Here is a 24,040-nt window from a genome sequence, read left to right on the forward strand (position 1 = left end):
TGTTGCGGCTCCCCGGGCGGATCCGCCGGCGGAACACCCGGCGGCGCCGGGGCCCTGCAGGTGGCGTCTATTAGACTGGGCTTCGGTCCGCACGCGGCGGCGCCGGCAAGATCCAGAGGTGATAAACGAGTGCCCAGCAGTACTTCGCGGCGGACAGTCATCAAGACGGGCGCTGTCCTCCTGGCGCTGGGCGTGACATCCTGCACTGCCGTCCCCGCCCCCTCGCCCTCGTCGGACTCCCCCAGCACATCCGCGGCCGCCGAGCCCGCCGCCACCTTCAATTTTGGAACTGCTGCCCAGCCCCTGGGCCTGGATCCCGCACTATCCAGCGATGTCGAGTCCCAGCGGATAACCCGCCAGATCCTCGAAGGGCTGGTGGGCGTGGACCAAATCACCGGCAAGCCCACGCCACTGCTCGCCACCGAGTGGACTGAATCGAACGAAGGCCGTTCCTATACCTTCAAGCTCCGGACCGACGTTGTTTTCCAGGACGGGACCCCGTTCAACGCGGAGGCCGTCTGCTTCAACTTCAACCGCTGGTTCGCCTTCTCCGCGGAGCTGAGGCGGCAGGCTCCGGGCGGAGCCTTCAAGGGTGTTTTCAAGGCGCATTCGGACGAGCCGGAGCTCTCCATCTTCAAAAGCTGCACCGCACTCTCAGCGGACACTGTGCGGATTGACCTTACCCAGCGGTTCACCGCCTTCCTCCAGGCCCTCACCCTCCCCGCCTTTGCCATGGCCTCCCCGGCCGCCCTCGCCGCGGGCAGTGCCGACGTCCTTGACCAAAGCCGCGGCGGGCAGCCCGTCTCCGTCTTTGGCACCAAGCCGGTGGGGACCGGGCCGTTCAGCCTTTCCTCCTGGGACGAGGGAAGCGTGACGCTGGCCACCAACAAGTCCTACTGGGGCGAACGCGGGCAAATTTCCACCATCAACTTCGTCTCCTACGACCACCCGCAGGCCAGGCTCCAGGCCCTCCTCGACGGCAGGATCGACGCTTACGACGCCGTGACGGTGGGCAACTTCGACCAACTGGTCAAGCGCGGAAAGCAGATCGTCCAGCGTGACCCCTTCTCCGTCATGTACGTGGGCATCAACCAGGACGTCCCCGTGCTCCAGAACCTGAAGGTTCGCCAGGCGATCGAAATGGCGATCGACAAGGAGACCCTGATCCGCCGGTTCTTCATCGACAACACGGCCAAGGCCACGCAGTTCGTGCCGCCCAAGATCAGCGGATTCAACAACGAGGCCCCGGAGTTGGGCCACGACCCCGCCAAGGCCAAGGAATACTTGAAGGCGGGCGGATACGCCGGCGAGGAACTCAAGTTCTACTACCCCCTGAACGTCACCCGCCCCTACCTGCCCACCCCCGAGAAGGTCTACGCAGAGATCAGCCGCCAGCTCACCGCCGTCGGATTCAACATCCAGCCGGTCCCGGTGGACTGGTCCGACGGCTACCTCCAGAAGGTGCAGTCCCCCGGGGACCACGCGCTCCATCTCCTTGGCTGGAACGGCTCCTACTCCGATGCCGATAACTTCGTGGGCCCCCTCTTCGGAGAGAAGAACGGCGAGTTTGGCTACCACGACCCCCAGGTGTTTTCGAAGATCAACAGGGCGCGCGGGTTGCCGGAAGGGAAGGAAAGGGATGGGCAATATCACACCATCAACGCGCAGATCGCGGCGACCGTCCCCGCTGTGCCCGTCGCCTTCCCCATCTCCGCCCTGGCCCTGTCCGACCGTGTCCTGAGCTATCCGGCGTCGCCGGTCTTAAATGAAGTTTTCACGAAGGTGCAACTAAAGCCTTGACGGAGCGGCCCAATTTCAGTATGCCCGCTGCCCGGGGATATTCTGTGACAGCCAGAGCCGCTGCAATCGGAGACTGATCGTGACCTTCATTTCCAAGACCCCACATGCCGACGTCGTCCTGATTGGCGGCGGCATCATGAGCGCCACGCTGGGGGCTTTCCTCAAGCAGCTGGAGCCGGACTGGACCATCTCCCTGTTCGAACGGCTGGACCAGCCCGGGCTGGAAAGCTCCGGCCCTTGGAACAACGCCGGCACCGGCCACGCAGCCCTCTGCGAGCTCAACTATTCCCCTGCAGCCAAAGACGGCTCAGTGGACCCCTCCAAGGCACTGCAGATCAATGAACAGTTCCAGCTGTCCCGCCAGTTCTGGTCCCACTTGGTGGACCGGAACCTGATCGGCTCGCCCAAGGGCTTCATCAACACCGTGCCGCACATGAGCTTCGTCATCGGCGAGGGCCACACCCGCTTCCTGCGGACCCGCTACGAGGCCCTCAAGCCCCATACCCTCTTCCGGAGCATGGAGTACTCCGAGGACCACGGCCAGATCGCCAAGTGGGCGCCGCTGATCGTGAAGGGGCGCGATCCCAAGCAGCGTATCGCCGCTACCCGCGCCGCCGAGGGCACCGACGTCGACTTCGGGGCACTCACCCGCGAACTGACCACCTACCTCGGGAACAACGGCGTCGAAATCAACTACGGCCATGACGTCACGGGAATCTCCAGGGCGTCCGACGGCGGCTGGAACCTTTCGCTGAAACACCCCAAGTCAGGCGAGCACGGCAAGATCCACGCCAAGTTCGTCTTTGTGGGCGCCGGCGGAGGCGCCCTGCACCTGCTCCAGGCTTCGGGCATCCCGGAAAGCAAGGGCTACGGCGGGTTCCCTGTCTCGGGACAGTTCTTCCGCTGCACGGACGAGGCCATCGCCGCCCAGCACAGTGCCAAGGTCTACGGCCAGGCATCGGTGGGCGCGCCGCCCATGTCGGTGCCTCACCTTGACACCCGGTACGTGGACGGAAAGCGTTCGCTGCTGTTCGGACCGTACGCCGGGTTCTCCACGAACTTCCTGAAGAACGGTTCCTACCTCGATCTTCCGCGGTCCATCAGGCCGGGCAACATCATTCCTATGCTGGCGGTGGCGAAGGACAACATGGACCTCACCGCGTACCTGGTCAAGGAAGTGGCCAAACGCCACGGCGACAAGGTCGAAGCGCTGCGTGAGTACTACCCGGAGGCAAAGGACGGTGACTGGGAACTGATCACCGCCGGCCAGCGTGTACAGATCATTAAGAAGGATCCGCAGAAGGGCGGCATCCTCCAGTTCGGAACTGAAGTGATCGCCGGCCGTGACGGTTCCATCGGTGCGCTCCTGGGCGCGTCCCCCGGAGCCTCCACCGCGGTCCCTATCATGATCGAACTGCTGAAGAAGACCTTCCCGCGGAACTTCAAGGGCTGGCAGTCCAAGCTCAAGGACATGATGCCCGGCTACGGGGTAAAGCTGGACGAGAACCCGGAGCTGGCCGTCGAGCTGGAAAAGGCAACAGCCAAGTCGCTTCAGCTGGAGAGCGTTAACGCCGGCCGCTGACCCTGCCGGGGCCTGCGGCCGGCACGTCCGGTCCGTATCAGTCAGTCAACCCCTCAGGAGACCATGCGATGTTCCGGCTGGCACAACTCTCACTTGCGAACCGGGCCCTGATTGCACTGGTCACAGTCTTCGCGTCCGTTTTCGGCGTGATCACCATGTCGTCGCTGAAGCAGGAACTCATCCCGTCGATCGAGTTCCCGCAGATCACGGTGCTGACCGCCATGCCGGGTGCCTCCCCTGAGGTGGTGGACAAGCAGGTGAGCAGGCCGCTGGAGACTGCCCTGAACGGCGTGGAGGGGCTGGAATCCACCTCCTCCACGTCCCGCAACGGTGTCTCCCAGATCACCATGGTGTTCACGTACGGTTCCAACCTGGACCGGGCGCGGAACCAGATCGACCGGGCCATCTCCAACGCCAAGCGGACCCTGCCCGAGGACGTCCAACCGCAGGCATTCGCCGGCAGCATCAATGATTTCCCCATCGTTTTCCTGGCGGTTTCCTCGGACAAGGGCCTCAGCGAGCTCAACGCCGACCTCCAGCGGCTGAGCGTGCCCCGCCTGCAGAAGATCGACGGCGTCCGGGGCGCCGACGTGACAGGCGGCGCTACCCAGCACATCGAGATCCTTCCCCGCCCCGACGCTATGGCGGCGTCCGGTGCCACCATCGCTTCCATCCGGGATGCCATGGCCAATAACGGCGCGCTGGTCCCGGCCGGAACGCTGGAGGAGCAGGGGAAGACGCTGTCACTGCAGATCGGCAGCCCGGTCGATTCATTGGACGCCATCAAGGCGCTTCCCCTTGCCGGGGCCAGGAACGCCGCCACGATCGGCGCCGTGGCGGACGTTGCCCTCAAGGATGACGAACGGACCTCCATCACCCGGACCAACGGTGCCGAAACGCTTGCCGTGTCCATCACCAAGAAGCCTGAAGGCGACACGGTCGGCATCTCGCACGCGGTCCGGGACACCCTTGACGACCTCGAAGCCGAACTCGGCTCGAACGCCAGGTTCACCCCTGTCTTCGACCAGGCACCGTTCATCGAGAAATCCATCAAGGACCTCACCACGGAGGGCATGCTGGGCCTGGGTTTCGCCGTAGCTGTAATCCTTGTCTTCCTGATGTCCACCCGCTCCACGCTGGTCACGGCGGTCTCCATCCCGCTCTCGCTGCTGATCACCTTTATCGGGCTGTCCGCAACCGGTTATTCCCTGAACATCCTGACGCTCGGCGCGCTCACCATCGCCATCGGCCGGGTGGTGGACGACTCCATTGTGGTCATTGAAAACATCAAGCGGCACCTGAGCTACGGCGAAGACAAGGTCACCGCCATCCTGACCGCCATCAGGGAGGTGGCGGGGGCCATTACCGCATCCACGCTCACCACCGTGGCAGTCTTCCTCCCCATTGCCTTCGTCGGTGAGCTCGCGGGCGAGCTGTTCAGGCCGTTTGCCCTCACGGTCACCATGGCGCTGCTCGCATCCCTGCTGGTTTCGCTGACCATCGTCCCGGTGCTGGCGTACTGGTTCCTGAAGAACACCGGCGCCGCGCCAGGTGCGGCCGCGGCAGGTTCAGCCGCTGCCCGCCGCAATGCGGACGAGGCGCGGAAAAAGGCGCTGGAGGCGGAACAGCGGAGCCGGCTCCAGCGCGGGTACCTCCCGATCCTCACCAAGACCCAGAAGCATCCGGTGGTCACGCTTGTTGCCGCCGTCCTGGTGCTGGGCGCAACGGCGGCCATGGCACCCCTGCTGGCCACGAACCTCCTGGGAAACTCGGGCCAGAACAGCCTCACGGTCCGCCAGGTGCTGCCCGCCGGAACCAGTTTGGCGGACACCAGCGCGGCGGCAATCCGGCTGGAAGAAGTCCTTCGTGGCATCGACGGCGTGAAGGACGTCCAGGTGACGTCCGGCAACGCGCAGGCCGGGTTTGCCGCGCTCACCTCCACCGGGTCCTCGAACTCCACGTTTACGGTGGTCACGGAAGAGACGGCGAACCAGGCGCGGCTGCAGGAGACGGTGCGGAACGAACTGGCGAAGGTCCCCGATTCCGGGAAGGTCTCGGTGGGCACCCAACAGGGCGGCTTCGGCACATCGTCCACGGTGGACATCACGCTCAAGGCCGCCACCACCGCCGACCTCCGCGAGGCCAGCGACACCATGGTTTCAGCGATGACCGGCGTACCGGGCACCAGCGAGGTGGCTACCAACCTCGCGGCAAGCCAGCCGGTTGTCCAGGTCAAGGTGGACAGGGCGAAAACCGTCGCCGCCGGGCTCAACGAGGAACAGGTGGCGGGCGTGCTCGCGTCCACCATCAGCCCCATCCCCGCCGGAACCGTCCGGATCGACACGGATGACTTCCCGGTCCGGATCGGCAAAGGCACCAGGTTCACCAGCATCGACGCCGTCCGGCAAATCCCCCTGCCGGCCGCCGGCGGCCCTGTCACGCTCGGCACCATCGCCGCGGTTGAGCAGGTGGAGGTGCCGGTATCCATTACCGCCAGCAACGGCCAGCGCACAGCGCGGATCTCGGTGACGCCGTCGGGCTCCAACCTGGGCGCTGTCAACGCGGAGGTCCAGAAACGGCTCGGAGAAGTCCAGCTGCCGGCGGGTGTCACTGCCGAAATCGGCGGTGCCACCACCCAACAGCAGGAGTCCTTCCAGCAGCTCGGGCTCGCCCTGCTGGCGGCAATTGCCATCGTCTACGTCATCATGGTGGCCACCTTCAAGTCGCTCATCCAGCCGCTGATCCTGCTGGTCTCGGTGCCGTTTGCGGCCACCGGTGCCGTTGCACTGCTGCTGGTGACGGGGGTGCCGCTGGGACTGCCTTCGTTGATCGGCATGCTCATGCTGGTGGGCATTGTGGTCACTAACGCGATCGTGCTCATCGACCTCATCAACCAGTACCGGCAACCGCGCGACGGACGGCCGGGCATGAACGTCGCGGACGCGATCACGCACGGGTCACGCCAGCGCCTGCGTCCCATCCTGATGACCGCACTCGCAACCGTGTTCGCCCTCACCCCCATGGCACTGGGCCTCACGGGCGGCGGCGGCTTTATCTCGCAGCCCCTGGCCGTGGTGGTCATCGGGGGACTCATCTCCTCCACGGCGCTGACCCTGGTCCTGGTGCCTGTCCTGTACAGGCTGGTGGAGGGCCGCCGCGAGAGGCAGGCGCTGCTCCGGGAGCTGCAGGCGCGGCCGGAATTCGGCCCCGGGGCTGACGTCGATGAGGAGTTCAGGGACTGGACCACCGGCATGGTGCCAAGAACCAGCGGCAGGCGCGCTGCGCCCGGCAGCCCCGAATAGGCAGCGCCGAAGGCACGCCCGGAATATTTTCCCGCCGGACGCGTTGTATCCGTCGATAGATGCAAATGCATCTACATCGGACTACACTGGGAGCAAGCCAGCAGTCCAGGAACGGAAAGGCACATCATGCAAATCGGTGTTTTCAGCGTCAGCGACATCACCACGGACCCCACCACAGGCCGGACCCCCACCGAGAACGAACGGATCAAAGCGTCCGTGGCCATCGCAAAAAAGGTGGAGGAAATCGGAATGGATGTCTACGCCCTGGGCGAGCACCATAACCGGCCGTTCTTCTCCTCATCCCCTACCACCACCCTTGCCTACATCGCCGCCCAGACGGAGCGGATCACGCTGTCCACGGCTACCACGCTGATCACCACGAATGATCCGGTCAAGATCGCCGAAGACTTCGCAATGCTCCAGCACCTGGCTGACGGCCGGGTGGACCTGGTCCTGGGCCGCGGCAACACGGCGCCGGTGTACCCGTGGTTCGGCAAGAACATCCAGGATGGCGTGGAGCTGGCCATCGAGAACTACAGCCTGCTTCGCAAGCTCTGGGACGAGGACACGGTGAACTGGTCCGGCAAGTTCCGGACCCCGCTGCAGAACTTCACGTCCACGCCACGGCCGCTCGACGGCGTCGCCCCCTTCGTGTGGCACGGTTCCATCCGTACTCCGCAGATCGCGGAAGTCGCGGCCTACTTCGGGGACGGCTTCTTCGCCAACAACATCTTCTGGCCCAAGGAGCACTACCAGCAGCTGATCGGCCTCTACCGGGAGCGCTACGAGCACTACGGTCACGGCAAAGCGGACCAGGCGATCGTGGGCCTGGGCGGACAGTTCTTCATGCGGAAGAACTCCCAGTACGCCGTCAAGGAGTTCCGCCCCTACTTCGACAATGCCCCCGTGTACGGGCACGGCCCGTCCCTGGAGGACTTCACCTCCCAGACGCCGCTGACCGTCGGCAGCCCGCAGGAGGTCATCGAAAAGACGCTGACTTTCCGGGAGTACTTCGGCGACTACCAGCGGCAACTGTTCCTGATCGACCACGCCGGCCTGCCACTGAAGACGGTGCTGGAGCAGCTGGACCTGTTCGGCGAGGAAGTCCTGCCCGTCCTGCGCAAGGAGTACGCCGCCCGCAAGCCCGCGCACGTCCCTGAGGCGCCCACGCACGCCGGCCGGGTTGCCGCGCTGCTGGCAGCGCAGGACGCCGAGAAGTCCGCTGCGGAGGCGTGATGGCCGGCAAGAGCCCTGAATCGCCGGTCCGCCTCGCAGCAGAGACCTGGGAGTCGCTCTTCCGGGCCCAGGTGGCGGTGATGCGCAAGCTGCAGTCCGGGCCTGCGTTCCGGAAGCTCGCGGTGAACGAGTACGACGTCCTGTTCACGCTGTCCCGGTGCCCGTCCGGCTGGCTGCGGCTCAACGAGCTCAACGACAACGTCCTGCTGAGCCAGTCCAGCCTGAGCCGGCTGGTGGAGCGGCTGGAGAAGCGCGGGCTCGTGGCCAGGATGCCGGCACCAGAGGATGGCCGCGGCGTGCTTTTGAAGCTGACTGACGAGGGGCGGGAGCTTCAGAAGGAGATCGGGCGCGAGCATGTGCGCGATATCTCCGCCGTCCTGGGTCCGGCCCTGACACCGGCTGAGCAGAAGGAACTGACCAGGCTCACCACCAAGCTCAGGAGCTCCCTGGGGCCGCGGCCGCCCCGGCAGGAACCCGGCTAGCCCAGCGCCACCAGGCGGGCGGGATCCTCAACCGGGAGGTCTCCGTTGACCACGGCTGTCACCTGCATCTGGTTCAGCGTCAGGCTTCCGCCCACCGTTGAGAGGAACGCCGTGTCGGCCGAGTCCCTGCCCGCAGTGATCCGAAGCATCGACTCCCGCGGGGCCAGCCCGGTGGGATCGATGACGTGCCACGCGCCTTCCACGTATGCTTCGGCCACGGCGTGGAAGTCCATGGGGCTCAGGCCGGGGGCGTACACCGCCGCCAGGCGGGCCGGGATGTCCTTGGACCTCAGCAGTGCAATGGCCAGGTGCGCGAAGTCGCGGCACACCCCACGGCGGCTGAGGAGTGTCTCCACCGCACCGTCCGTGCCGCGGGAAGAGCCGCTCATGTACCGGAGTTCCCCGTTCACCCAGTTCCGGACCGCGAGCAGCAGTTCGCCTCCGCAGAGTCCTTCGAACTCGGCGTACGCGGTGGGCAACAGGCGGTCGGACTCCGCGTAGCGGCTGGGCCGGACGTAGCGGATCCGGTCGGCCAGCCCGGCTTCCTCGGGCAGTGCCTTCCCCGCCACAGTCGCGGAGTATTCCACGGTCACCTCGGCAGGGTCAGTGAACTCCATGTAGTGCAGCCTGCCGCCGTGATGGTCCGGCACCTCGGATACGGGAACCTGCCGGCCGTCGGCTGTGATGGACAGGCTCTCCCCAAAGGAGGAATAGCCGTCGTTCCTCGCCGCGGCGACGGCCATGGCCACCTTGGTGTTGGCGGTGGTCCTGAAAACCAGGCGTGCGGAAACAATGCGTTCCATGACTCTCCGGGGGTGTCGGCAGTGGAAGGAAGTCGCCGGTTGTCGCGGCCGTTGATGTGGGCCGGGAACGGGACTAGTTCTTGATCTCCAGAGACATTAGCATCCGCTGGACGTTGGCGAAGTCGCTGCTTTCACCGACGTACTGTGCGGCCTGGCCAAGAGTGTCGAATGCCTTGGCGGGCGCCACTTTTTCATCAGGCGCGAACGCCCTGACGGCTACGATGTCACCGAAGGAGTAGTCCCCCTTGCCGGCCGGGCCCCGGATGACGTTGCGCAGCTCGCAGGCCTGGCCGTCCGCCCCGCCCACAAGGTTCGTGACCCCATAGGAGCCGAAGTACCGGTACCCCTGGATCACCCTGAACACAACCCTTGGCGGAATGGTCCCTTCCCCGCCTTCGGTTTTCAGTTCCGCAGGCACGCTGCTGATCACGGTGTAGGGTCGCCGGGCGTCTTGAGGACAGTCAGCGGACGACGGCGGGAGTCCCGTCCGCAGCGCTGCCATGAAGGTGCCGTCGGGCTTCTTCACCTCCACCTTCAAGGCGCCGGGCAGGGCACCCTCCTCCGGGGCCACCGACTGCGCTATCCACTCCTGCGGCAGCTCGAAACTCACGGTCTTTGCAGGGTCCGAGAAGGTTTTCCAGGCCGAAGCCGTGGCAACGGGCACGGCCGTAGCGGTCTCCGTGGCGCCGGGCGTGGCGCCTGCGGAGGCCGAAGCTGATGCCGGCGCAGTGGCGGCGGCCGTGGTGCCCGGCCCATCGGGCTGCGCTGTCCATCCCGGCCCGCTGTTCGACGGTGTGGAGCATCCTGCCAGGAGCGCCCCGGCCAGGAGCACGGATACGCCCGACAGGGCCCTCGATCTTGCCATGCCTTCCATGCAGCCAGCCTAACGGGACGCGGCACCGTCGGGTCCCTTCCCCCGACGGCGTTTCGGCCTGCGCCGTTGTGCGGAGGCCGCATGGCACGGAGGCGTGTCGCCGTCGGACGCGCAACTCCGGCGCCGGGGACTAGGCTGGTGCTTATGGAAGCCCACCACGGCACGGCCGAAGAAGATTTGGCGGACATTTCCGCCGTCGACATCGCCGACTGGCGGCTCCGGACCTTTGCCCTGTATGCCAATGTCCGCAAAGTCTCGGCCGAGAGTCCGGCGGAAGCGCACCTGTATTGGCGCCACCAGCGGGACCTCATGTTCGCCACCCACCCTGCCTCCCCCCTGACTGCGGAGGACAAGGCAAGCTTCGCGGGCCTGAAGACGGCCGACTATGATCCGATCTTCCGTTTCCACGTCCCGCTGACCAAGGAAGGTGCCGGGCGGGAAATGCGCGTGCAAACCGGGACCGACGGCGTGGTGAACTTCGTCAGGCTGGGCACGTTCGACCTTCCCGAGATGGGGCAGCTCGCTGTGTGGAAGCTGCGCGGCTATGGCGGCGGCATCTTCGTGCCCTTCCGCGACGCGACCGCAGGCCAGCCCGGCGGAAGCTACGGGGCAGGCCGCTACCTGCTGGACACCATCAAGGGAGCCTTCCACGGCGTCCATGGGACAGGGCCGGATGCCCCCTTTGTCCTGGACTTCAACTTTGCCTACAACCCGTCCTGCGCCTATAACGAGGCCTGGGCGTGCCCGCTGGCGGGCCCCTCAAACCGGCTGGCCGTGGATATCCCCGTCGGAGAGCTCTACTAGCAGGTTGTACCGGGGGTCTCCGTAGCGGCTAGGAGCCGAGGGCCCTAACGCTTGCCACTGCCTGCCGGACAGCTTTGGCAGCAACCGCCAGGTCTTCCCCCGCCACCGCTGCGCCGAAGCTGAACCGGACCGCCGTCTGGGCCACCTCGGCGTCGAATCCCATGGCCGCCAGGACCGGCGACGGCGCATCGGATCCGGCCGCGCAGGCGGATCCGCTCGAGCACACGATCCCTTGGCGCTCCAGTTCCAGGAGCACGGATTCGCCGCTGGTTCCGGGGAAGCAGAACGATGCCACCGAAGGCAGCCGCTCTGCGGGGTGTCCGGTCAGCACCGCCCCCGGGACCCCCGTGAGCACCGCGTCAATAAAGCTGTCCCGCAGGGCCTCCACCCGCCGTCGTTCTTCCTCCTGGCCTGCCTGGGCAAGTGCCAGTGCGGCGGCCAGCCCCACGGCCCCTGCCACGTTCTCCGTCCCCGAGCGGCGGCCGCGTTCCTGCCCGCCGCCGTGGATCAGCGGCTCGATCCTGGTGCGGCCGCGGACGAAGAGCACCCCGCAGCCCTTGGGTGCCCCCAGCTTGTGGCCCGAAAGGCTCATCGCGTCAACGCCCAGCGCCCGGATGTCCAGGGGCAGCCACCCCGCCGCCTGGACCGCATCCGTATGGAAGGGAACCCCGTGGCTGCGTGCTGCGGCGGCCAGTTCGGCGACCGGCTGGACCGTCCCCACTTCATTGTTGGCGTACATGATGCTGACCAGCGCCGTTTCCGGTCGCAGCACTGCGAGGAGCGCCTCCGGAGTGACCCGCCCGGTCCTGTCCACCGGCACCACGTCAACCTCGAAGGCGTGGAAACGTTCCAGGTACCGTGCGGACTCCTCCACGGCCGGATGTTCGACGCTGCTGATCACCACCCGGTTCAGCGTGGGGTCGGCTGCCTGCCGCGCGAGGGCAATGCCTTTGACAGCCAGGTTGTCGGCTTCGGTGCCGCCGGAGGTGAAGGTGACTTCACCGGGCCGGCAGCCCAGGACCGATGCCACTGAGGCCCTCGCATCCGCGAGCGCCCTGGCAGCGGACTCTCCCAGGGTGTGGTGGCTGGAGGGGTTTCCGAAGTCGCCGGTCAGGTAGGGCCACATGGCGTCCAGCACCTCGCGGCGGACCGGGGTGGTGGCGGCAGCATCGAGGAAAATCATGGCGTTTTCACCCGGCTGTCAGTTCCACGTCCAGGCCGAGGTCCAGTGCGGCCACCGTGTGGGTGAGCGCGCCCACGGAGATGACGTCCACCCCCGTGGCGGCGATTCCCGCGACGGTAGTGAGGTTGACGTTGCCGCTGGCCTCCACCCGTGCCCGCCCTGCAACCAGGGCAACGCCGGCGCGCAGCTCCTCCACGGTGAAGTTGTCCAGCATGATGGTGTCCACGCCCGCAGCCAGGACAGGTTCGATCTGGTCCATCCGGTCCACCTCGACCTCGAAGTGCGTGGTGTGCCCCAGCTGCGCCTTGGCGGCCAGGAGCAGTCCGGTAAGCCTGGCGGGGTCCCCTCCGGTCATGACGGCCAGGTGGTTGTCCTTGGCGAGAACCGCGTCCGACAGGCTGTACCGGTGGTTAGCGCCTCCCCCGCACCGTACGGCGAAGCGCTCCAGGATCCGCAGTCCGGGGGTGGTCTTGCGGGTGTCGGTAATGCGGGCCGGCGTCCCTTCGGTGCGCTCAACGAATTCCGCGGTCCGGGTGGCGATCGCGGACATCCGCTGGACCAGGTTGAGGGCCACGCGTTCGGCGAGCAGTACCGAGCGGGCCCGTCCGCTGACCCGTGCAAGGTGCGTGCCGGCGTCGAACCTGTCTCCGTCCCCCAGCAGCAGTTCCACGTCCGTGTCCGGGTCCACCAGCAGCATGGCGTCGCGGAACACGGTGGCGCCGCTGAAGACGCCGGCCACGCGGGCGTTCAGCACGGCGGTGGCGCGGGCTTCGGCGGGGATGAGCAGCTGGGAGGTGATGTCCCCCGCCGGAGCGTCTTCGGCGAAGGCGCGCTCCAGGATCTCCCGCACCGGCGCCGACGGCAGCGCCAGGTCAAGAAGGGTTGTTTCAGTCATGGAGGACGCTCACTTTCGGGCGGTTCGGGTACGTAGGGTCGAATTCTTCCCTGATGCCGGAGGCGTCCTCCGGGCAATCGCTGCGGTAATGGGCGCCCAGGGACTCTCGACGTTGTTGGGCCGCAGCCACCAGGAGCTGCGCCGCGAGCAGCAGGTTCCGGTCCTCGTGCAGGCATGCGTCGGCGCCAGGGGCAACAGTGCCGGGACGAACGACGGCGGCCCACCGCCCCAGCGTGTCCCCCGCCTCCCGCAGCAGTTCCCCGGAGCGAAGCACCCCCGCCTTGGCAGTCATCATCCGCCGAAGGGCATCGCGCGAGAACTGCGCACTCCCCCCACCTCCCCGACCGTCGCTGGCCAGCCGGCTCCCAACCGGAGCACCTGATGCGGCCGGCTCGCCCACTAAAGCAGCAGGGAAGGGGACGTCGCTCTCAGCGTCGCGGGGCAGCGGTGCGGAAGCGTGCGTCAAGGGGAGGCCGCCCGCGGCCGAGACAGCACGCGGAGCATCGGTGCCTCGCGGCGCATCCCAGCCACCGCCGTCGTCCCCAGAGAGGAAGTGCTCAACAGCGCGCCGGCCGAAGACCAGTCCTTCAAGGAGGGAGTTGCTGGCCAGCCGGTTTGCCCCGTGGACCCCGGTGCGCGCAACTTCCCCGGCGGCATACAGCCCGGGAACGGTTGTCCTGGCGTGGAGGTCGGTGAGGACTCCGCCCATCCAGTAGTGGGCCGCGGGCGCCACCGGAACCAGTTCGCGGGTCCAGTCGATGCCGGCGTCGAGGGTTCTCTGCGTGAGGGTGGGGAACCGCCTCGCCAGGAATCCGGGACCCTTGGTTTGCTCAATGATGCGTGCGTCGAGGTAGACGTGGCCGTTGGGGTCGCCGAGCTTGGCAAGGTGCAGGGCAATGCTGCGGGAGACCACGTCGCGGGGGGCGAGTTCTGCCCCGGGATGGTAGGCCCGCATGAACCGCTTCCCGTTACCATCGACGAGGATGGCTCCTTCGCCGCGGACGGCTTCGGAGATGAGGAGCGGATCCTGGTCCAGCCCGCGTGCGGTGCCCGGGTCCGGGGCGCCGGCGCCGGGCACCAGGCAGGTGGGGTGGAACTGGAAGAATTCCAGGTCGGCCACTGCTGCCCCGCTGCGGACGGCGAGCGCAAGGCCGTCGGCGGTGGCCACCGCGGGGTTGGTGGTCTGGGCAAACAACTGGCCTGCTCCGCCGGTGGCGAGCAGCACAGCGTCCCCGTGCAGTGTGAGTGTCCGGCCGTCCTGCAGGAACTCGACGCCGTTGACGCGACCGTCCGTCTGCCGGAGGGCTGTGGCGTTGGCGCCGGTATGAAGTGCCACGGAACCGTCTGCCTGCCGGGCCAGTGCTGCACGGATCAGGGCCGCGGCCACCTTCGCGCCTGTGGCGTCGCCGCCTGCGTGAAGGATCCGCGGGGCGGAATGGGCGGCTTCCAGCCCCAACGCCGGGCCGCCGTCTGCACCGGGATCAAAGACCACGCCGAACCGTTCCAGCCCGGCAATGTCCCTGCGGGCCTCCGTGCACATGAGCCGGACTGCCTCTTCGTTGCAGTGTCCCGCACCTGCCTGCAGGGTGTCGGCAATGTGGGCCGCAACGGTGTCCCCGGGGGCGGGCTCGTCCAGCACGGCTGAGATGCCGCCCTGGGCGTACCAGGTGTTGCTCTCGCAAAGCGGGCCCTTGCTCAGGAGCACCACGTCGGCCCCGGCGTCCGCCGCCAGGAGTGCGGCGTAAAGTCCGGCAATACCGCTGCCGACGACGATCAGCCGCCGGCGCGTGCCGGGCTCAGTGGACGGGGTGGACATTATGGCCTGGCGGCGAGCATGCGCTCGAGGGCGGTCCGTGCGCGGTCCTGGACGGAGTCCGCCACCGTGATCCGGTTGACGATCCGCCCGGCCACCAGTTCCTCCAGCACCCAGGCAAGGTAGCCCGGGTGGATGCGGTACATGGTGGAGCAGGGGCAGATCACGGGATCCAGGCAGAAGATGGTGTGCTGCGGGTATTCCGCGGCGAGGCGGTTCACCATGTTGATCTCGGTGCCGATGGCAAAGGTGGTGGGCTCCGTGGCCGCGGCGATTGCCTTCTTGATGAAGTCGGTGGAGCCGGCCGAATCGGCAGCATCCACCACCTCCATGGGGCATTCGGGGTGCACGATCACCTGGACGCCCGGGAAATCGGCGCGGGCTTTCTCGATCTGGGCCACGCTGAAGCGCTTGTGCACCGAGCAGAACCCGTGCCACAGGATGACGCGGGAATCGAGCAGCGCCTGCTCATCGTTGCCGCCCAGGTCCTTGCGCGGATTCCACATGGGCATCTGCTCCATTGGCACGCCCAGGGCCTTGGCGGTGTTGCGGCCCAGGTGCTGGTCCGGGAAGAACAGCACCCGCCGGGCGCGCTGGAACGCCCACTCAAGGACCGTCCTGGCGTTGGAGGAGGTGCAGACGATGCCGCCGTGCTCGCCGCAGAAAGCCTTAAGGGCAGCGGAGGAATTCATGTAGGTGACGGGGATGACCGGTACCCGGCCCTCGGCGTCGGGCTCCGTGCCGTAAATCTCCTCAAGCTGCTCCCAGCACTCAGCCACGGAGTCGGCGTCGGCCATGTCCGCCATGGAGCAGCCGGCCGCCAGGTTGGGCAGGATGACGGCCTGCTCGGGGGCTGAGAGGATGTCAGCGGTTTCGGCCATGAAGTGCACACCGCAGAAAACGATCGCCTCTGCATCAGGACGGGTGAGTGCGGCGTTGGCCAACTGGAAGGAGTCGCCCACGAAGTCGGCGTACTGGATCACTTCATCGCGCTGGTAGAAATGCCCCAGGATGACGGCCCTGTCCCCCAGCGCGGCCTTCGCAGCCAGGATCCTTTCGCCCAGCTCGGCGTCGCTGGCCAGTTTGTACTCCTCGGGCAGCTGGCCCTGGCGGGGAGTGGCGGCGGGAGCCACGTCCGCGCTGGAGGCACCCGGGCCGTAGGCGGGAACGCCGGCGAGCGCCTCGGCACGGTCGTAGTCCCAGGGGCCTTTGGCCAGGGCGGGGCTGCAGGTGCTGCCCTTTGCGGTGGCGCCGTTTTCGGCCTGTTCGCGCGAGATCAGCTGGATTGCCGTGTTGACGCTGCTCATGGTGTGCTCCTGTTGTCTGGGTCAAGGCCGGGCCGGCCGGTAAAGCGGTAGAGGCGCGGGGGGCGGTGCTTGCCGCCCTGGAGGTATTCGCCGGTTTCTTCTATTTCGGGGGTGGACTTGAGCTGCCTGCGGAAGTTCGCCGGATCCAACTCGCGGTCCAGGACGGCTTCATAAACCTCCCGCACCTGGGCCAGGGTGAAGTATTCCCCCAGCAGGTGGTAGGCCACGGAGCCGTAGGCCAACTTGTTGCGGAGCCGCCACAGCGCGTAGTCCACGATCGCGTTGTGGTCAAAGGCGAGCTCACCAAGCCTGTCCGCACGGAACCACCGGACATTCTCGGACTCATCCGCGAGGGCGGCTTCGGTCGGCTGGACCAGGGCCCAGTAGACGATCGAAACCACCCGCTGCGTGGGTGAGCGGTGCAGACCGCCGAACGCGTACAACTGCTCCAGGTAGCTGGGGGCAAGTCCCGTTGTCTCCCTCAGGTTCCTGGATGCCGCATCCTGGAGCGACTCCGCGTGGCTCAGCGGACCGCCCGGCAGCGCCCACAGCCCTTTGAAGGGTTCCCGGATCCTCCGCACCAGGGGCAGCCAGAGCGTAGGGCGCCCGGATTTTTCACTGGGGCGGAGCGCGAAGATGACCGTGGAGATGGCCAGCGACGGCGGCGCGGCCTGGCGTTCCGAGACATTGGCTGAGCTGGAGTACATGGTGCACCGCCTTCCGGTGGGCCAGGGGCTTGGCGCCGGAGAGGCACCCGCCTGAGTTATGGTCACTTTGACCAAAACTAATTCTACGGGTTGGCGCCCCCTAAATGCCAAATATTTCTGAGGGGGGCCGTCCCGGGGTCTCCTGCCGCCGGCGGGCACCAAATTCCGCTGCGGGACCGTAGACGGTAAATTCAAGGGGTCCCACAAGGCGCCACCATCCAAACCCCAAGAAGGTTCACGGCAATGACGACGAAGTCCACCACGGTCCGACCCACCGGAAAGCCCGTCCGTCCTCCCCACAGCATGAAGCCCCGGCAGCTGACCATGATGGGGCTCGGCAGCGCCATCGGCGCCGGCCTGTTCCTGGGCTCCGGCGCGGGAGTGCAGGCAGCCGGCCCTGCCGTCCTCATTTCCTACCTGGTGGCCGGCACCCTGATCATCCTGGTCATGTGGGCCCTGGGCGAAATGGCCGCCGCGAACCCCAACAGCGGCGCCTTCTCCGTTTACGCTGAGCGCGCCCTGGGGAAGACGGCCGGCGCCACCATCGGCTGGCTCTGGTGGCTCCAGCTGGTGGTGGTGATCGCCGCCGAAGCGCTGGGGGCCGCTGCACTCCTCTTCTCCGTGTGGCCGGTCATTCCGGTGTGGGCGCTGGCGCTGGTGTTCATGGTGGTTTTCACCGGCATCAACCTCGCGGGGGTCCGGAACTTCGGCGAGTTCGAGTTCTGGTTCGCCATCCTCAAAGTTGCCGCGATAGTGCTGTTCCTGGCGGTGGGCGCCGCCCTGCTCCTGGGCCTCCTGCCCGCCACGTCACCCGGGCTGTCCAATGTCACCGGCAACTTTGCGCCACAGGGCCTGGGCGGCATTGCGTCCGCACTCTTCGTGGTCATCTTCGCGTTCGGCGGAACGGAGATTGTGTCCGTTGCCGCGGCGGAGACGGAGGATCCGGAGCGGAGCGTGGCCAAGGCCATCCGCACTGTTGTCTGGCGCATCCTGGTGTTCTATATCGGCTCTGTGTTCGTCATCGCCGCCGTCCTTCCGGCCACCTCGGAAAGCCTCGCCTCACCGTTTGCCGGGGTGCTGGACGCGGCCCGCATCCCCGGCGCCGGAACGGCGATCACCCTGGTGGCCGTCGTCGCACTCCTCTCCGCACTGAATGCCAACCTCTACGGGGCGTCGCGGATGGCCTACTCCCTCGCCCAGCGCTCCGCAGCGCCCCGCGTCCTCACCCGCCTGGGCGGCGCCAACGTCCCCATGCTCGCGGTGGGGGTGTCGGTGGCCTTCGGATTCATCGCCACGGTCCTGGAACTGCTGTTCCCGGAACGGATCCTTCCGGCCCTGTTCCAGCTGGTGGGCTCCACCTGCCTGGTGGTCTGGGGAAGCGCCCTCGTCTCCCAGCTGATCCTGCGGCGGCGGGCGGACCGGGCAGGAATTCCGCTGCCCCTGCGGATGAAGGGTTTCCCCGGCCTGACCATCCTGGGACTTGTCCTGCTGGCCCTCATTTTCGCTGTGGGGTTCAGTGCGGAAGAGAGCCGCCTCCAGCTCTTCAGCACCTTTGCCCTTATCGCCGGGATTGCCCTGGCCTGTGCGGCGGGCGGCCGGCTCACTGCCCGGACCCGCCGGCCCAGGGTAGGTGGCGCCAACAGTCGTTTTGACGGCTTATAAGCACACATTGCGCTACCCGGATTGACGCCGGGGCTGGAGCTGGCCAAGGGAAATAGCCGGGCGGCCGGCAGGTAGAGTAAAAATAAAAGCACGAGGTTCCGAAGCGCCGGGTCCGCCTGGGCGCCGTACTTGATGAGGACTGACACCATGAGCGGCAGGCACACCGGCCAACAGCACACGCACACCGTGGAAGGCACGGACCCGCAGCTCTACGTGGCGGTGCATGATCCCGCGGTTGATGCCGGGTTCCGCCCGGTCCTGCTGGTGCACGGGTTCTCCTCCTCCAGCAAGCTCAACTGGGAGGACACCGGATGGGTGGCCGCGCTGCTGGACGCCGGCCGGCGGGTCATCACGGTGGACCTGCCCGGCCACGGCCGCAGCGGCGCCCCGGAGGACCGGGACTCCTACTCCCCCAGCAGGATCCGCGCGGACCTGCTGCAAACAGCGTTCGACGCCGGCGTGCGGCCATTGCAGGAAGGCGACCCTTCCAGCGGCCTTGACATCGTGGGCTACTCCCTGGGCTCCAGGCTCGCCTGGGAATTCGGCGCCACCCAGCCGGAAATCACCCACCGCCTTGTCCTTGGCGGCCCCAACATTTCCGATCCGCTGGCCGAGTTCGACCTTCGGGCCGCGCAGGACTACCTCGCCGACGGCACCCCCATCGCCGACGAATCCACGGCCCGGCTGCTCAAGATGGCACTCCTGCTGCCCAGCAACAACATCTTCGCGCTCCTCTCCCTGGTGGAGGCCATCAAAGCAGAGCCGTACGACCCCGCAGAGGCAGTTCCCCACATGCCGATGCTCCTGGTGGCGGGGGAAAAGGATGAACGGGTCGCCAGCCTGCCGCAGCTTGAAGAACTGGCGCGGAAGGCCGGTTCCATGGCGGAGCAGCTTATTCTGCCCGGCAGGAACCACACGAATGCCGTGACGAGCAGGGCCTTCAAGCAGGCTGCCATATCCTTCCTGGCCGTCTAGCCTTTCTCCCGGAGGGACTGATGCGCACGTTCTTCGAAGACCGTACGGACGCCGGTGAACGCCTTGCGGCCATCCTTCCGCAGTTCCGGGAGCGGCGCGACACCCTTGTGCTTGGCTTGGCCCGCGGGGGAATCCCCGTGGCAGCGGCGGTGGCAAAGGCCCTCCACCTTCCCCTCGGAACCGTCCTGGTCCGAAAGCTCGGAATTCCCGGCCATGAAGAAACCGCCTACGGCGCCCTGGCGTGGCTCCATGGCCGGACAGTCCGGCTGGTCAACAAGCCCCTGCTGGACCGCGTCCTTGAACACGGTGTCCGCCAGGAATGGCTCGACGCCGTAGAGCAGCGGGAGCGGTCTGAGCTGCTCCGCCGCGTGGAGCTCTATCCGGGTGCGGACCTCGACCTCGCCGGAAGGACCGTCCTCCTGGTGGACGACGGCCTGGCGACGGGAGCCACCATGCGTGCAGCAGTCGAGGCAGTGCGCGACGGCGGTGCGGCAGCCGTTGTGGCGGCCGCTCCGGTTGGCTCCGTCGAGGCAGAGGCCTCCGTGGAGCGCGCATGTGACGCCGTGCTGTGCCTGCACCTGCCCGGAAAGTTCCGCGCGGTGGGCAGTTTCTACCGGCGCTTTGAGCAACTCTCGGACGATGATGCGATCAGCCTGCTGCAGCGGTAGGAGCCCCGCAGCAATCTTTTGCGGGACGGCAAGGCGGGCCGGACCATGATTGTCCGGCCCGCCGTCGTTCCGGTTACCCCAGCCGCATTGCGCGGCTTAGTGGTGGCTGACCCCCAGCGGGCGGCCCTTGGTTTCCTTGGCGAGGACAACGCCGATGGCGGAGATGACGCACAGCACCATGATGTAGATGCCGATGGACCCGGTCCACTTGGTGGACTGCAGCAGCGTTTCAGCGATGGTCGCCGCGAATGCGCCGCCCAGGATGGCGCCGAAAGCATAGCCGATGGAAATCCCGGAGTACCGCACGTTCGCGGGGAACATCTCGGCGTACATTGCTGACATGGGCCCGTAGGAAAGCCCAAGCCCGATGGTGAGGACAAACAGCGCCAGGCCGTAGAACCAGATGTTCTTGGTGTCGATGAGGGCGAACATCGGGATCATCCAGGCAAAGATGATGGCGTAGCCCGTCAGGAACGTCTTGACCCGGCCAATGCGGTCCGAGAGCCAGCCGCCTGCAAGGGTGAAGATCAGCCAGCCGAAGGAGGCCAGCGTGGTGGCCAGCAGCACCTCCGGGGTAGGCATCTTCAAGGTCCTGGTGGCGTAGGCAATGAAGAAGGCAATCAGCAGGTAGCCGGCCGCATTGTTCGCGATGAAGATCATGGTGGAGTACAGGACCGGCTTCTTGTGGCTGCGGACCAGCTCGCCCAGCGGTGCCTTGCTTTCCTGCTTCCGGGCAGCCATTTCCCGGAAGACGGGGCTTTCGGCCACCGCCCGCCGGATCAAGTAGCCCACCACGATAAGGAGGATGGAGAGCAGGAACGGCACGCGCCAGCCCCAGGCCGCGAAGTCCTCCTTGGACATGCTGGTGTTGAGGAAGAAGAGCAGGCCGGTGGCCAGGATCATGCCGATGGGCACGCCGATTTGCGGGTAGGCGCCGAAGAGGCCGCGCTTGTTCAGGGGCGCATGTTCAACAGCCATCAGTGCCGCCCCGCCCCACTCGCCGCCCGCCGAGAAGCCCTGAACGATGCGGAGAATGATCAGCAGGACCGGCGCCCAGGCGCCGATCTGGGCGTAGGTGGGCAGCATGCCGATCAGGGCTGTGGCTGCCCCCATCATCACCAGGGTGAAGACAAGCATCGCCTTGCGGCCCAGGCGGTCGCCCAGGTGGCCTGCCACCACGGCGCCGAGGGGCCGGAAGAGGAAGCTGATGCCGATCAGGGCGAATGACAGGATCTGTGCCAGGCCGGGGTTGGACTGGTTCAGGGGCGCCAGGAACAGCGGTGACAGCAGCGTCGCGGTCAACTGGGCAAAAATGAAGAAGTCGTACCACTCGATGGTGGTTCCGACGAGGGTGCCGGCGAGGACCTTGCGTTCCTCCCGCCGGGAACTGGGACCGGCGAGTGTGTCCACCTTGGAAGGTGTGGTCATTGAAACTCCATTGTTCAAGGCAGCAGAGCTGCCGGGACGCCATCAGGATTACCGACAGAACGGTCAGTTAGTTAGTAGGGTACTACGAAAATGTGAGGCACAACACGGCCGGGGGAAACTTTTATGCACAGCCTGCTGAACTGCGGGAACCTCCGGAAAGCTGTCCTGACGTTTGGGCTGCGTCAAGGCCAGTTCTATATTTGAATTGCCGTTTCGAATTGAGGACACCGCACGTCTGGCCGGGAACCCCCAGGGCAGCTCCTGCGGCACGTGCCACCTAGGATGGTCACCATGAATCCCACCGCTGCAGCCGCGGCCGGAGCAGCGCCGGCACAGGCGTCCGCGTCGCAAACCCTGTCCCGGGGAATCCGCGCCCTGGAGATCCTGGCGGCAGCGCCCGGCCCACTGACCATTGCCGAACTGGCGGACGCGATGGGCGTGCACCGATCGGTCGCGTACCGCATCCTCCGGACCCTGGAGGACCACTCGCTGCTGGTGCGGGACGACGCCGGGCGGGTCCAGCCGGGGCCGGGGCTTGCGGTCCTGGCTCGCGGAGTTTCGCGCAACCTGCAGGCGGCCGCCCTTCCCGAGCTGACGCAACTGGCAAACACCCTGGACATGACGGCGTTCGTGGCAGTGTGGGACCACCACGACTGCATCACCCTGCTCACGGTGGAACCCAGGCACTCGGGCGCCACAGTGGCCCAGCATCCCGGCACCCGCCATCCCGTCAACGCCGGCGCCCCTGGCATCGCCATCCAGTCGGCGCTCACCGAGTCCGAATGGGACCGGCTGGCCACGGGAATCCCCTACCGCCCCGAAGCTGCCGAGGCCCGCCGCGCCGGATACTCGGCCAGCCACGACGAGGTCATCGCCGGCGTATCCTCCCTGGCTGCGCCCGTCCGGGTTCCCGGCAGCCGGCCGGCCGCCCTCGCCGTCGTCTATATCCGCTCATCCCATGACCCCGCGACGGTGGGCGCGGCGCTGGTGGAGAGCGCCGCCAGGATCGAGCGGCAACTGGCTTAGGGCCTGCGGCGAAGAACGACGGCGGACCCGGCACCGAGGAGTGCCAGCACCGCTGCGGCGCAGACCGGGACAACGAACGCCGCTGTGTAGCCGTGCAGTTCGGCCAGCTGGCCGCCAAGGGACGAACCAAGGGCAGTGCCGGCCACGATGCCGCTGGCCAGCGCCGTCATTACGGTGCCGAGTCGTCCCGCCGGCGCGACGACACCGCCCACGCCAAAGACCGTGACCATGACCGGCCCCACCGGGAGGCCCAGGACCAGCAGCGCTGCCACCATCCCATGCATCGAGGACGGCAGCAACAGGAGCAGGGCCAGCCCTGCCATCAGCCCGGCGCACAGCGCCCACCGCCCGGACAGGCTGAAGGCCTGCGGCCAGTAGGCAACGGACAATGCCGCCGCGGCTGAGCTCAGCCCCATGACGGCGTACAGCAGGCCGGCAACCTCCGAGCCTGCGAACATTCCCGAAAACGAGCTCAGGGCGGCCTGCGTCGAGCCGAAGAACGTTCCCATGCACACCATGGCAAGCACCGGCAGGGCCACCGCTGCCGGCAGGCGCCCGGACGCGTTTCTTGCACCCTGCAAACGCCGGTCCGCGGCGGTCCGGTCCGCCCAGCCCGCCGGAACTGCCTTGATGGCCGGAACGGCCTGATGGGTGCGGTGCACGGCGAAGGCCGGAACGAAGGTGATGGTCATGGCCGCCGCAAGGGCAAGGGGCAGCCAGGGCGCCAGCAGGCTGGCCAGGATTCCCACCAGTGCCGGCCCCAGGACAAAGGTCACCTCATCCGCGGTGCTTTCGTAGGAGAGGGCGGTGTGCAAGTCCTTCGCCTTGTCCGCATCCGTCCCCCGGGAGGCCAGGGCCATCCACCGCACCCTGGCCAGCGGTCCGACCTGCGGACAGCTTGCACCGGACACGAAGGCGGACGCCAACACTGCCGCGGTACCACCGCCAGGCTCCCCCATGACCCACACTGCAAGCATCAGGGCCACCACTGCCACGGTATTAAGGAGGGCAGCAATCAGCAGCACCGGGCGTTGTCCGTGCCGGTCGGCCAAGGATCCCAAGGCCGGAGCGCCCAACGCCGAACCGATTCCGACCGCACCGGCAGCCGTCCCGCCCAGAGCGTAGGAACCGCTGGCTGACGTAACCAGGGTGAGCGTGCCGACTGTCAGCATGGCCAGCGGAAGCCGCGCAAACAGCCCCAGCGGTATAAAGCCCGGGCCGGCAAGATGGGGCAGCCGGGCGAAGCGGCCGCGACTGGGAGCCGGGTTGGCGGCGACTTGGTTGGCGGCGGCTTGGTTGGCTGAGGCTTGGTTGGCGGCGGCAGGCGGCTCAGTTAACCGGGCCGGTGCGGGCGCCGGGGAAGGCAACGGTTGTCCGGCAGGGACGGCGGCTTGCGGGCTGGCAGGTGAGGTGGATGAGGTCAATTCCGGGCTCGTTCATGTTATGCACACCGTCCCTCCTCCCGATGCGCGCAACCCGGTAACTGTCCGATT

19 protein-coding genes are annotated in these 24,040 nt (G+C 67.0%); 10 read left to right on the forward strand and 9 right to left on the reverse strand.

The window, feature by feature from the left end:
* The first annotated feature begins 129 nt into the window (after positions 1-129).
* The 5 genes from C3B78_RS12300 to C3B78_RS12320 all read left to right on the forward strand — a co-directional run bounded on the left by C3B78_RS12300 (position 130) and on the right by C3B78_RS12320 (position 8,402).
* Positions 130-1,800, forward strand: a complete 1,671-nt coding sequence (locus C3B78_RS12300) for an ABC transporter substrate-binding protein (RefSeq protein ID WP_199775245.1) — start codon at positions 130-132, stop codon at positions 1,798-1,800.
* A gap of 79 nt (positions 1,801-1,879) precedes the next feature.
* A complete protein-coding gene (locus tag C3B78_RS12305) occupies positions 1,880-3,382 on the forward strand; it encodes a malate:quinone oxidoreductase (protein ID WP_104998324.1) in 1,503 nt (500 codons plus the stop codon).
* Positions 3,383-3,450: 68 nt separating this feature from the next.
* Positions 3,451-6,684 (forward strand): efflux RND transporter permease subunit, encoded by a 3,234-nt coding sequence (locus C3B78_RS12310; protein WP_104998325.1) that lies wholly within the window; start codon positions 3,451-3,453, stop codon positions 6,682-6,684.
* Between the two features lie 126 nt (positions 6,685-6,810).
* Positions 6,811-7,920, forward strand: a complete 1,110-nt coding sequence (locus C3B78_RS12315; protein WP_104998326.1) for an LLM class flavin-dependent oxidoreductase — start codon at positions 6,811-6,813, stop codon at positions 7,918-7,920.
* Positions 7,920-8,402, forward strand: a complete 483-nt coding sequence (locus tag C3B78_RS12320) for a MarR family winged helix-turn-helix transcriptional regulator (protein ID WP_104998327.1) — start codon at positions 7,920-7,922, stop codon at positions 8,400-8,402. The genes C3B78_RS12315 and C3B78_RS12320 overlap by 1 nt, the downstream gene beginning before the upstream one ends.
* On the opposite strand, the gene C3B78_RS12325 is transcribed toward C3B78_RS12320, so the two are convergent.
* Together C3B78_RS12325 and C3B78_RS12330 are read right to left on the reverse strand one after the other, a co-directional pair.
* Positions 8,399-9,205: a transglutaminase-like domain-containing protein gene (locus tag C3B78_RS12325; protein ID WP_104998328.1), complete on the reverse strand. Its 807-nt coding sequence runs from the start codon at positions 9,203-9,205 to the stop codon at positions 8,399-8,401. The genes C3B78_RS12320 and C3B78_RS12325 overlap by 4 nt on opposite strands.
* Positions 9,206-9,278: 73 nt before the next feature.
* Positions 9,279-10,079 carry a hypothetical protein gene (locus C3B78_RS12330; protein ID WP_396136684.1) on the reverse strand — a complete coding sequence of 267 codons (801 nt, stop codon included), beginning with the start codon at positions 10,077-10,079 and terminating at the stop codon, positions 9,279-9,281.
* Between the two features lie 144 nt (positions 10,080-10,223).
* On the opposite strand from C3B78_RS12330, the gene C3B78_RS12335 reads away from it, so the two are divergent.
* On the forward strand, positions 10,224-10,883 hold the full coding sequence (locus C3B78_RS12335) for a DUF1684 domain-containing protein (RefSeq protein WP_104998329.1): 660 nt from the start codon (positions 10,224-10,226) through the stop codon (positions 10,881-10,883).
* Between the two features lie 28 nt (positions 10,884-10,911).
* Here C3B78_RS12335 and C3B78_RS12340 read toward each other — a convergent pair whose 3' ends face one another.
* From C3B78_RS12340 to C3B78_RS12360, 5 genes are read right to left on the reverse strand one after another with little or no spacing between them, the layout of a single operon-like run.
* A complete protein-coding gene (locus tag C3B78_RS12340) occupies positions 10,912-12,066 on the reverse strand; it encodes a cysteine desulfurase family protein (protein ID WP_104998330.1) in 1,155 nt (384 codons plus the stop codon).
* Positions 12,067-12,073: 7 nt separating this feature from the next.
* Entirely contained in the window at positions 12,074-12,961 is an 888-nt protein-coding gene (gene nadC / locus C3B78_RS12345) for a carboxylating nicotinate-nucleotide diphosphorylase (protein ID WP_104998331.1), read from the reverse strand.
* A complete protein-coding gene (nadB, locus tag C3B78_RS12350) occupies positions 12,954-14,777 on the reverse strand; it encodes an L-aspartate oxidase (RefSeq protein WP_104998332.1) in 1,824 nt (607 codons plus the stop codon). Before nadB ends, nadC begins: the two co-directional genes overlap by 8 nt.
* A complete protein-coding gene (nadA, locus tag C3B78_RS12355) occupies positions 14,777-16,081 on the reverse strand; it encodes a quinolinate synthase NadA (protein WP_104998333.1) in 1,305 nt (434 codons plus the stop codon). Before nadA ends, nadB begins: the two co-directional genes overlap by 1 nt.
* Entirely contained in the window at positions 16,078-16,788 is a 711-nt protein-coding gene (locus tag C3B78_RS12360; protein WP_104998334.1) for an NUDIX hydrolase, read from the reverse strand. Before C3B78_RS12360 ends, nadA begins: the two co-directional genes overlap by 4 nt.
* 243 nt (positions 16,789-17,031) lie before the next feature.
* Between C3B78_RS12360 and C3B78_RS12365 the strand changes: the two genes are divergently transcribed.
* The 3 genes from C3B78_RS12365 (at position 17,032) to C3B78_RS12375 (ending at position 20,093) form a co-directional block, all read left to right on the forward strand.
* The gene (locus C3B78_RS12365; RefSeq protein ID WP_104998335.1) at positions 17,032-18,450 is read left to right on the forward strand and encodes an amino acid permease; all 1,419 of its coding nucleotides are present in this window, start codon (positions 17,032-17,034) and stop codon (positions 18,448-18,450) included.
* A 147-nt stretch (positions 18,451-18,597) separates the two neighbouring features.
* Entirely contained in the window at positions 18,598-19,425 is an 828-nt protein-coding gene (locus C3B78_RS12370; RefSeq protein WP_104998336.1) for an alpha/beta fold hydrolase, read from the forward strand.
* Between the two features lie 20 nt (positions 19,426-19,445).
* Complete coding sequence (locus C3B78_RS12375) at positions 19,446-20,093, forward strand: phosphoribosyltransferase (RefSeq protein WP_104998337.1); 648 nt, start codon at positions 19,446-19,448, stop codon at positions 20,091-20,093.
* 96 nt (positions 20,094-20,189) lie between these two features.
* Here the strand turns inward: C3B78_RS12375 and C3B78_RS12380 are convergent, their stop codons facing one another.
* Positions 20,190-21,521 (reverse strand): MFS transporter, encoded by a 1,332-nt coding sequence (locus C3B78_RS12380; protein ID WP_104998338.1) that lies wholly within the window; start codon positions 21,519-21,521, stop codon positions 20,190-20,192.
* Between the two features lie 291 nt (positions 21,522-21,812).
* On the opposite strand from C3B78_RS12380, the gene C3B78_RS12385 reads away from it, so the two are divergent.
* A complete protein-coding gene (locus C3B78_RS12385) occupies positions 21,813-22,547 on the forward strand; it encodes an IclR family transcriptional regulator (protein ID WP_104998339.1) in 735 nt (244 codons plus the stop codon).
* Here C3B78_RS12385 and C3B78_RS12390 read toward each other — a convergent pair.
* Positions 22,544-23,971: an MFS transporter gene (locus C3B78_RS12390; protein WP_104998340.1), complete on the reverse strand. Its 1,428-nt coding sequence runs from the start codon at positions 23,969-23,971 to the stop codon at positions 22,544-22,546. The two genes, C3B78_RS12385 and C3B78_RS12390, sit on opposite strands and share 4 nt — an antisense overlap.
* Positions 23,972-24,040 lie beyond the last annotated feature (69 nt).

It is taken from the genome of Arthrobacter sp. PGP41, assembly GCF_002953935.1.
Classification (GTDB): Bacteria; Actinomycetota; Actinomycetes; order Actinomycetales; family Micrococcaceae; genus Arthrobacter.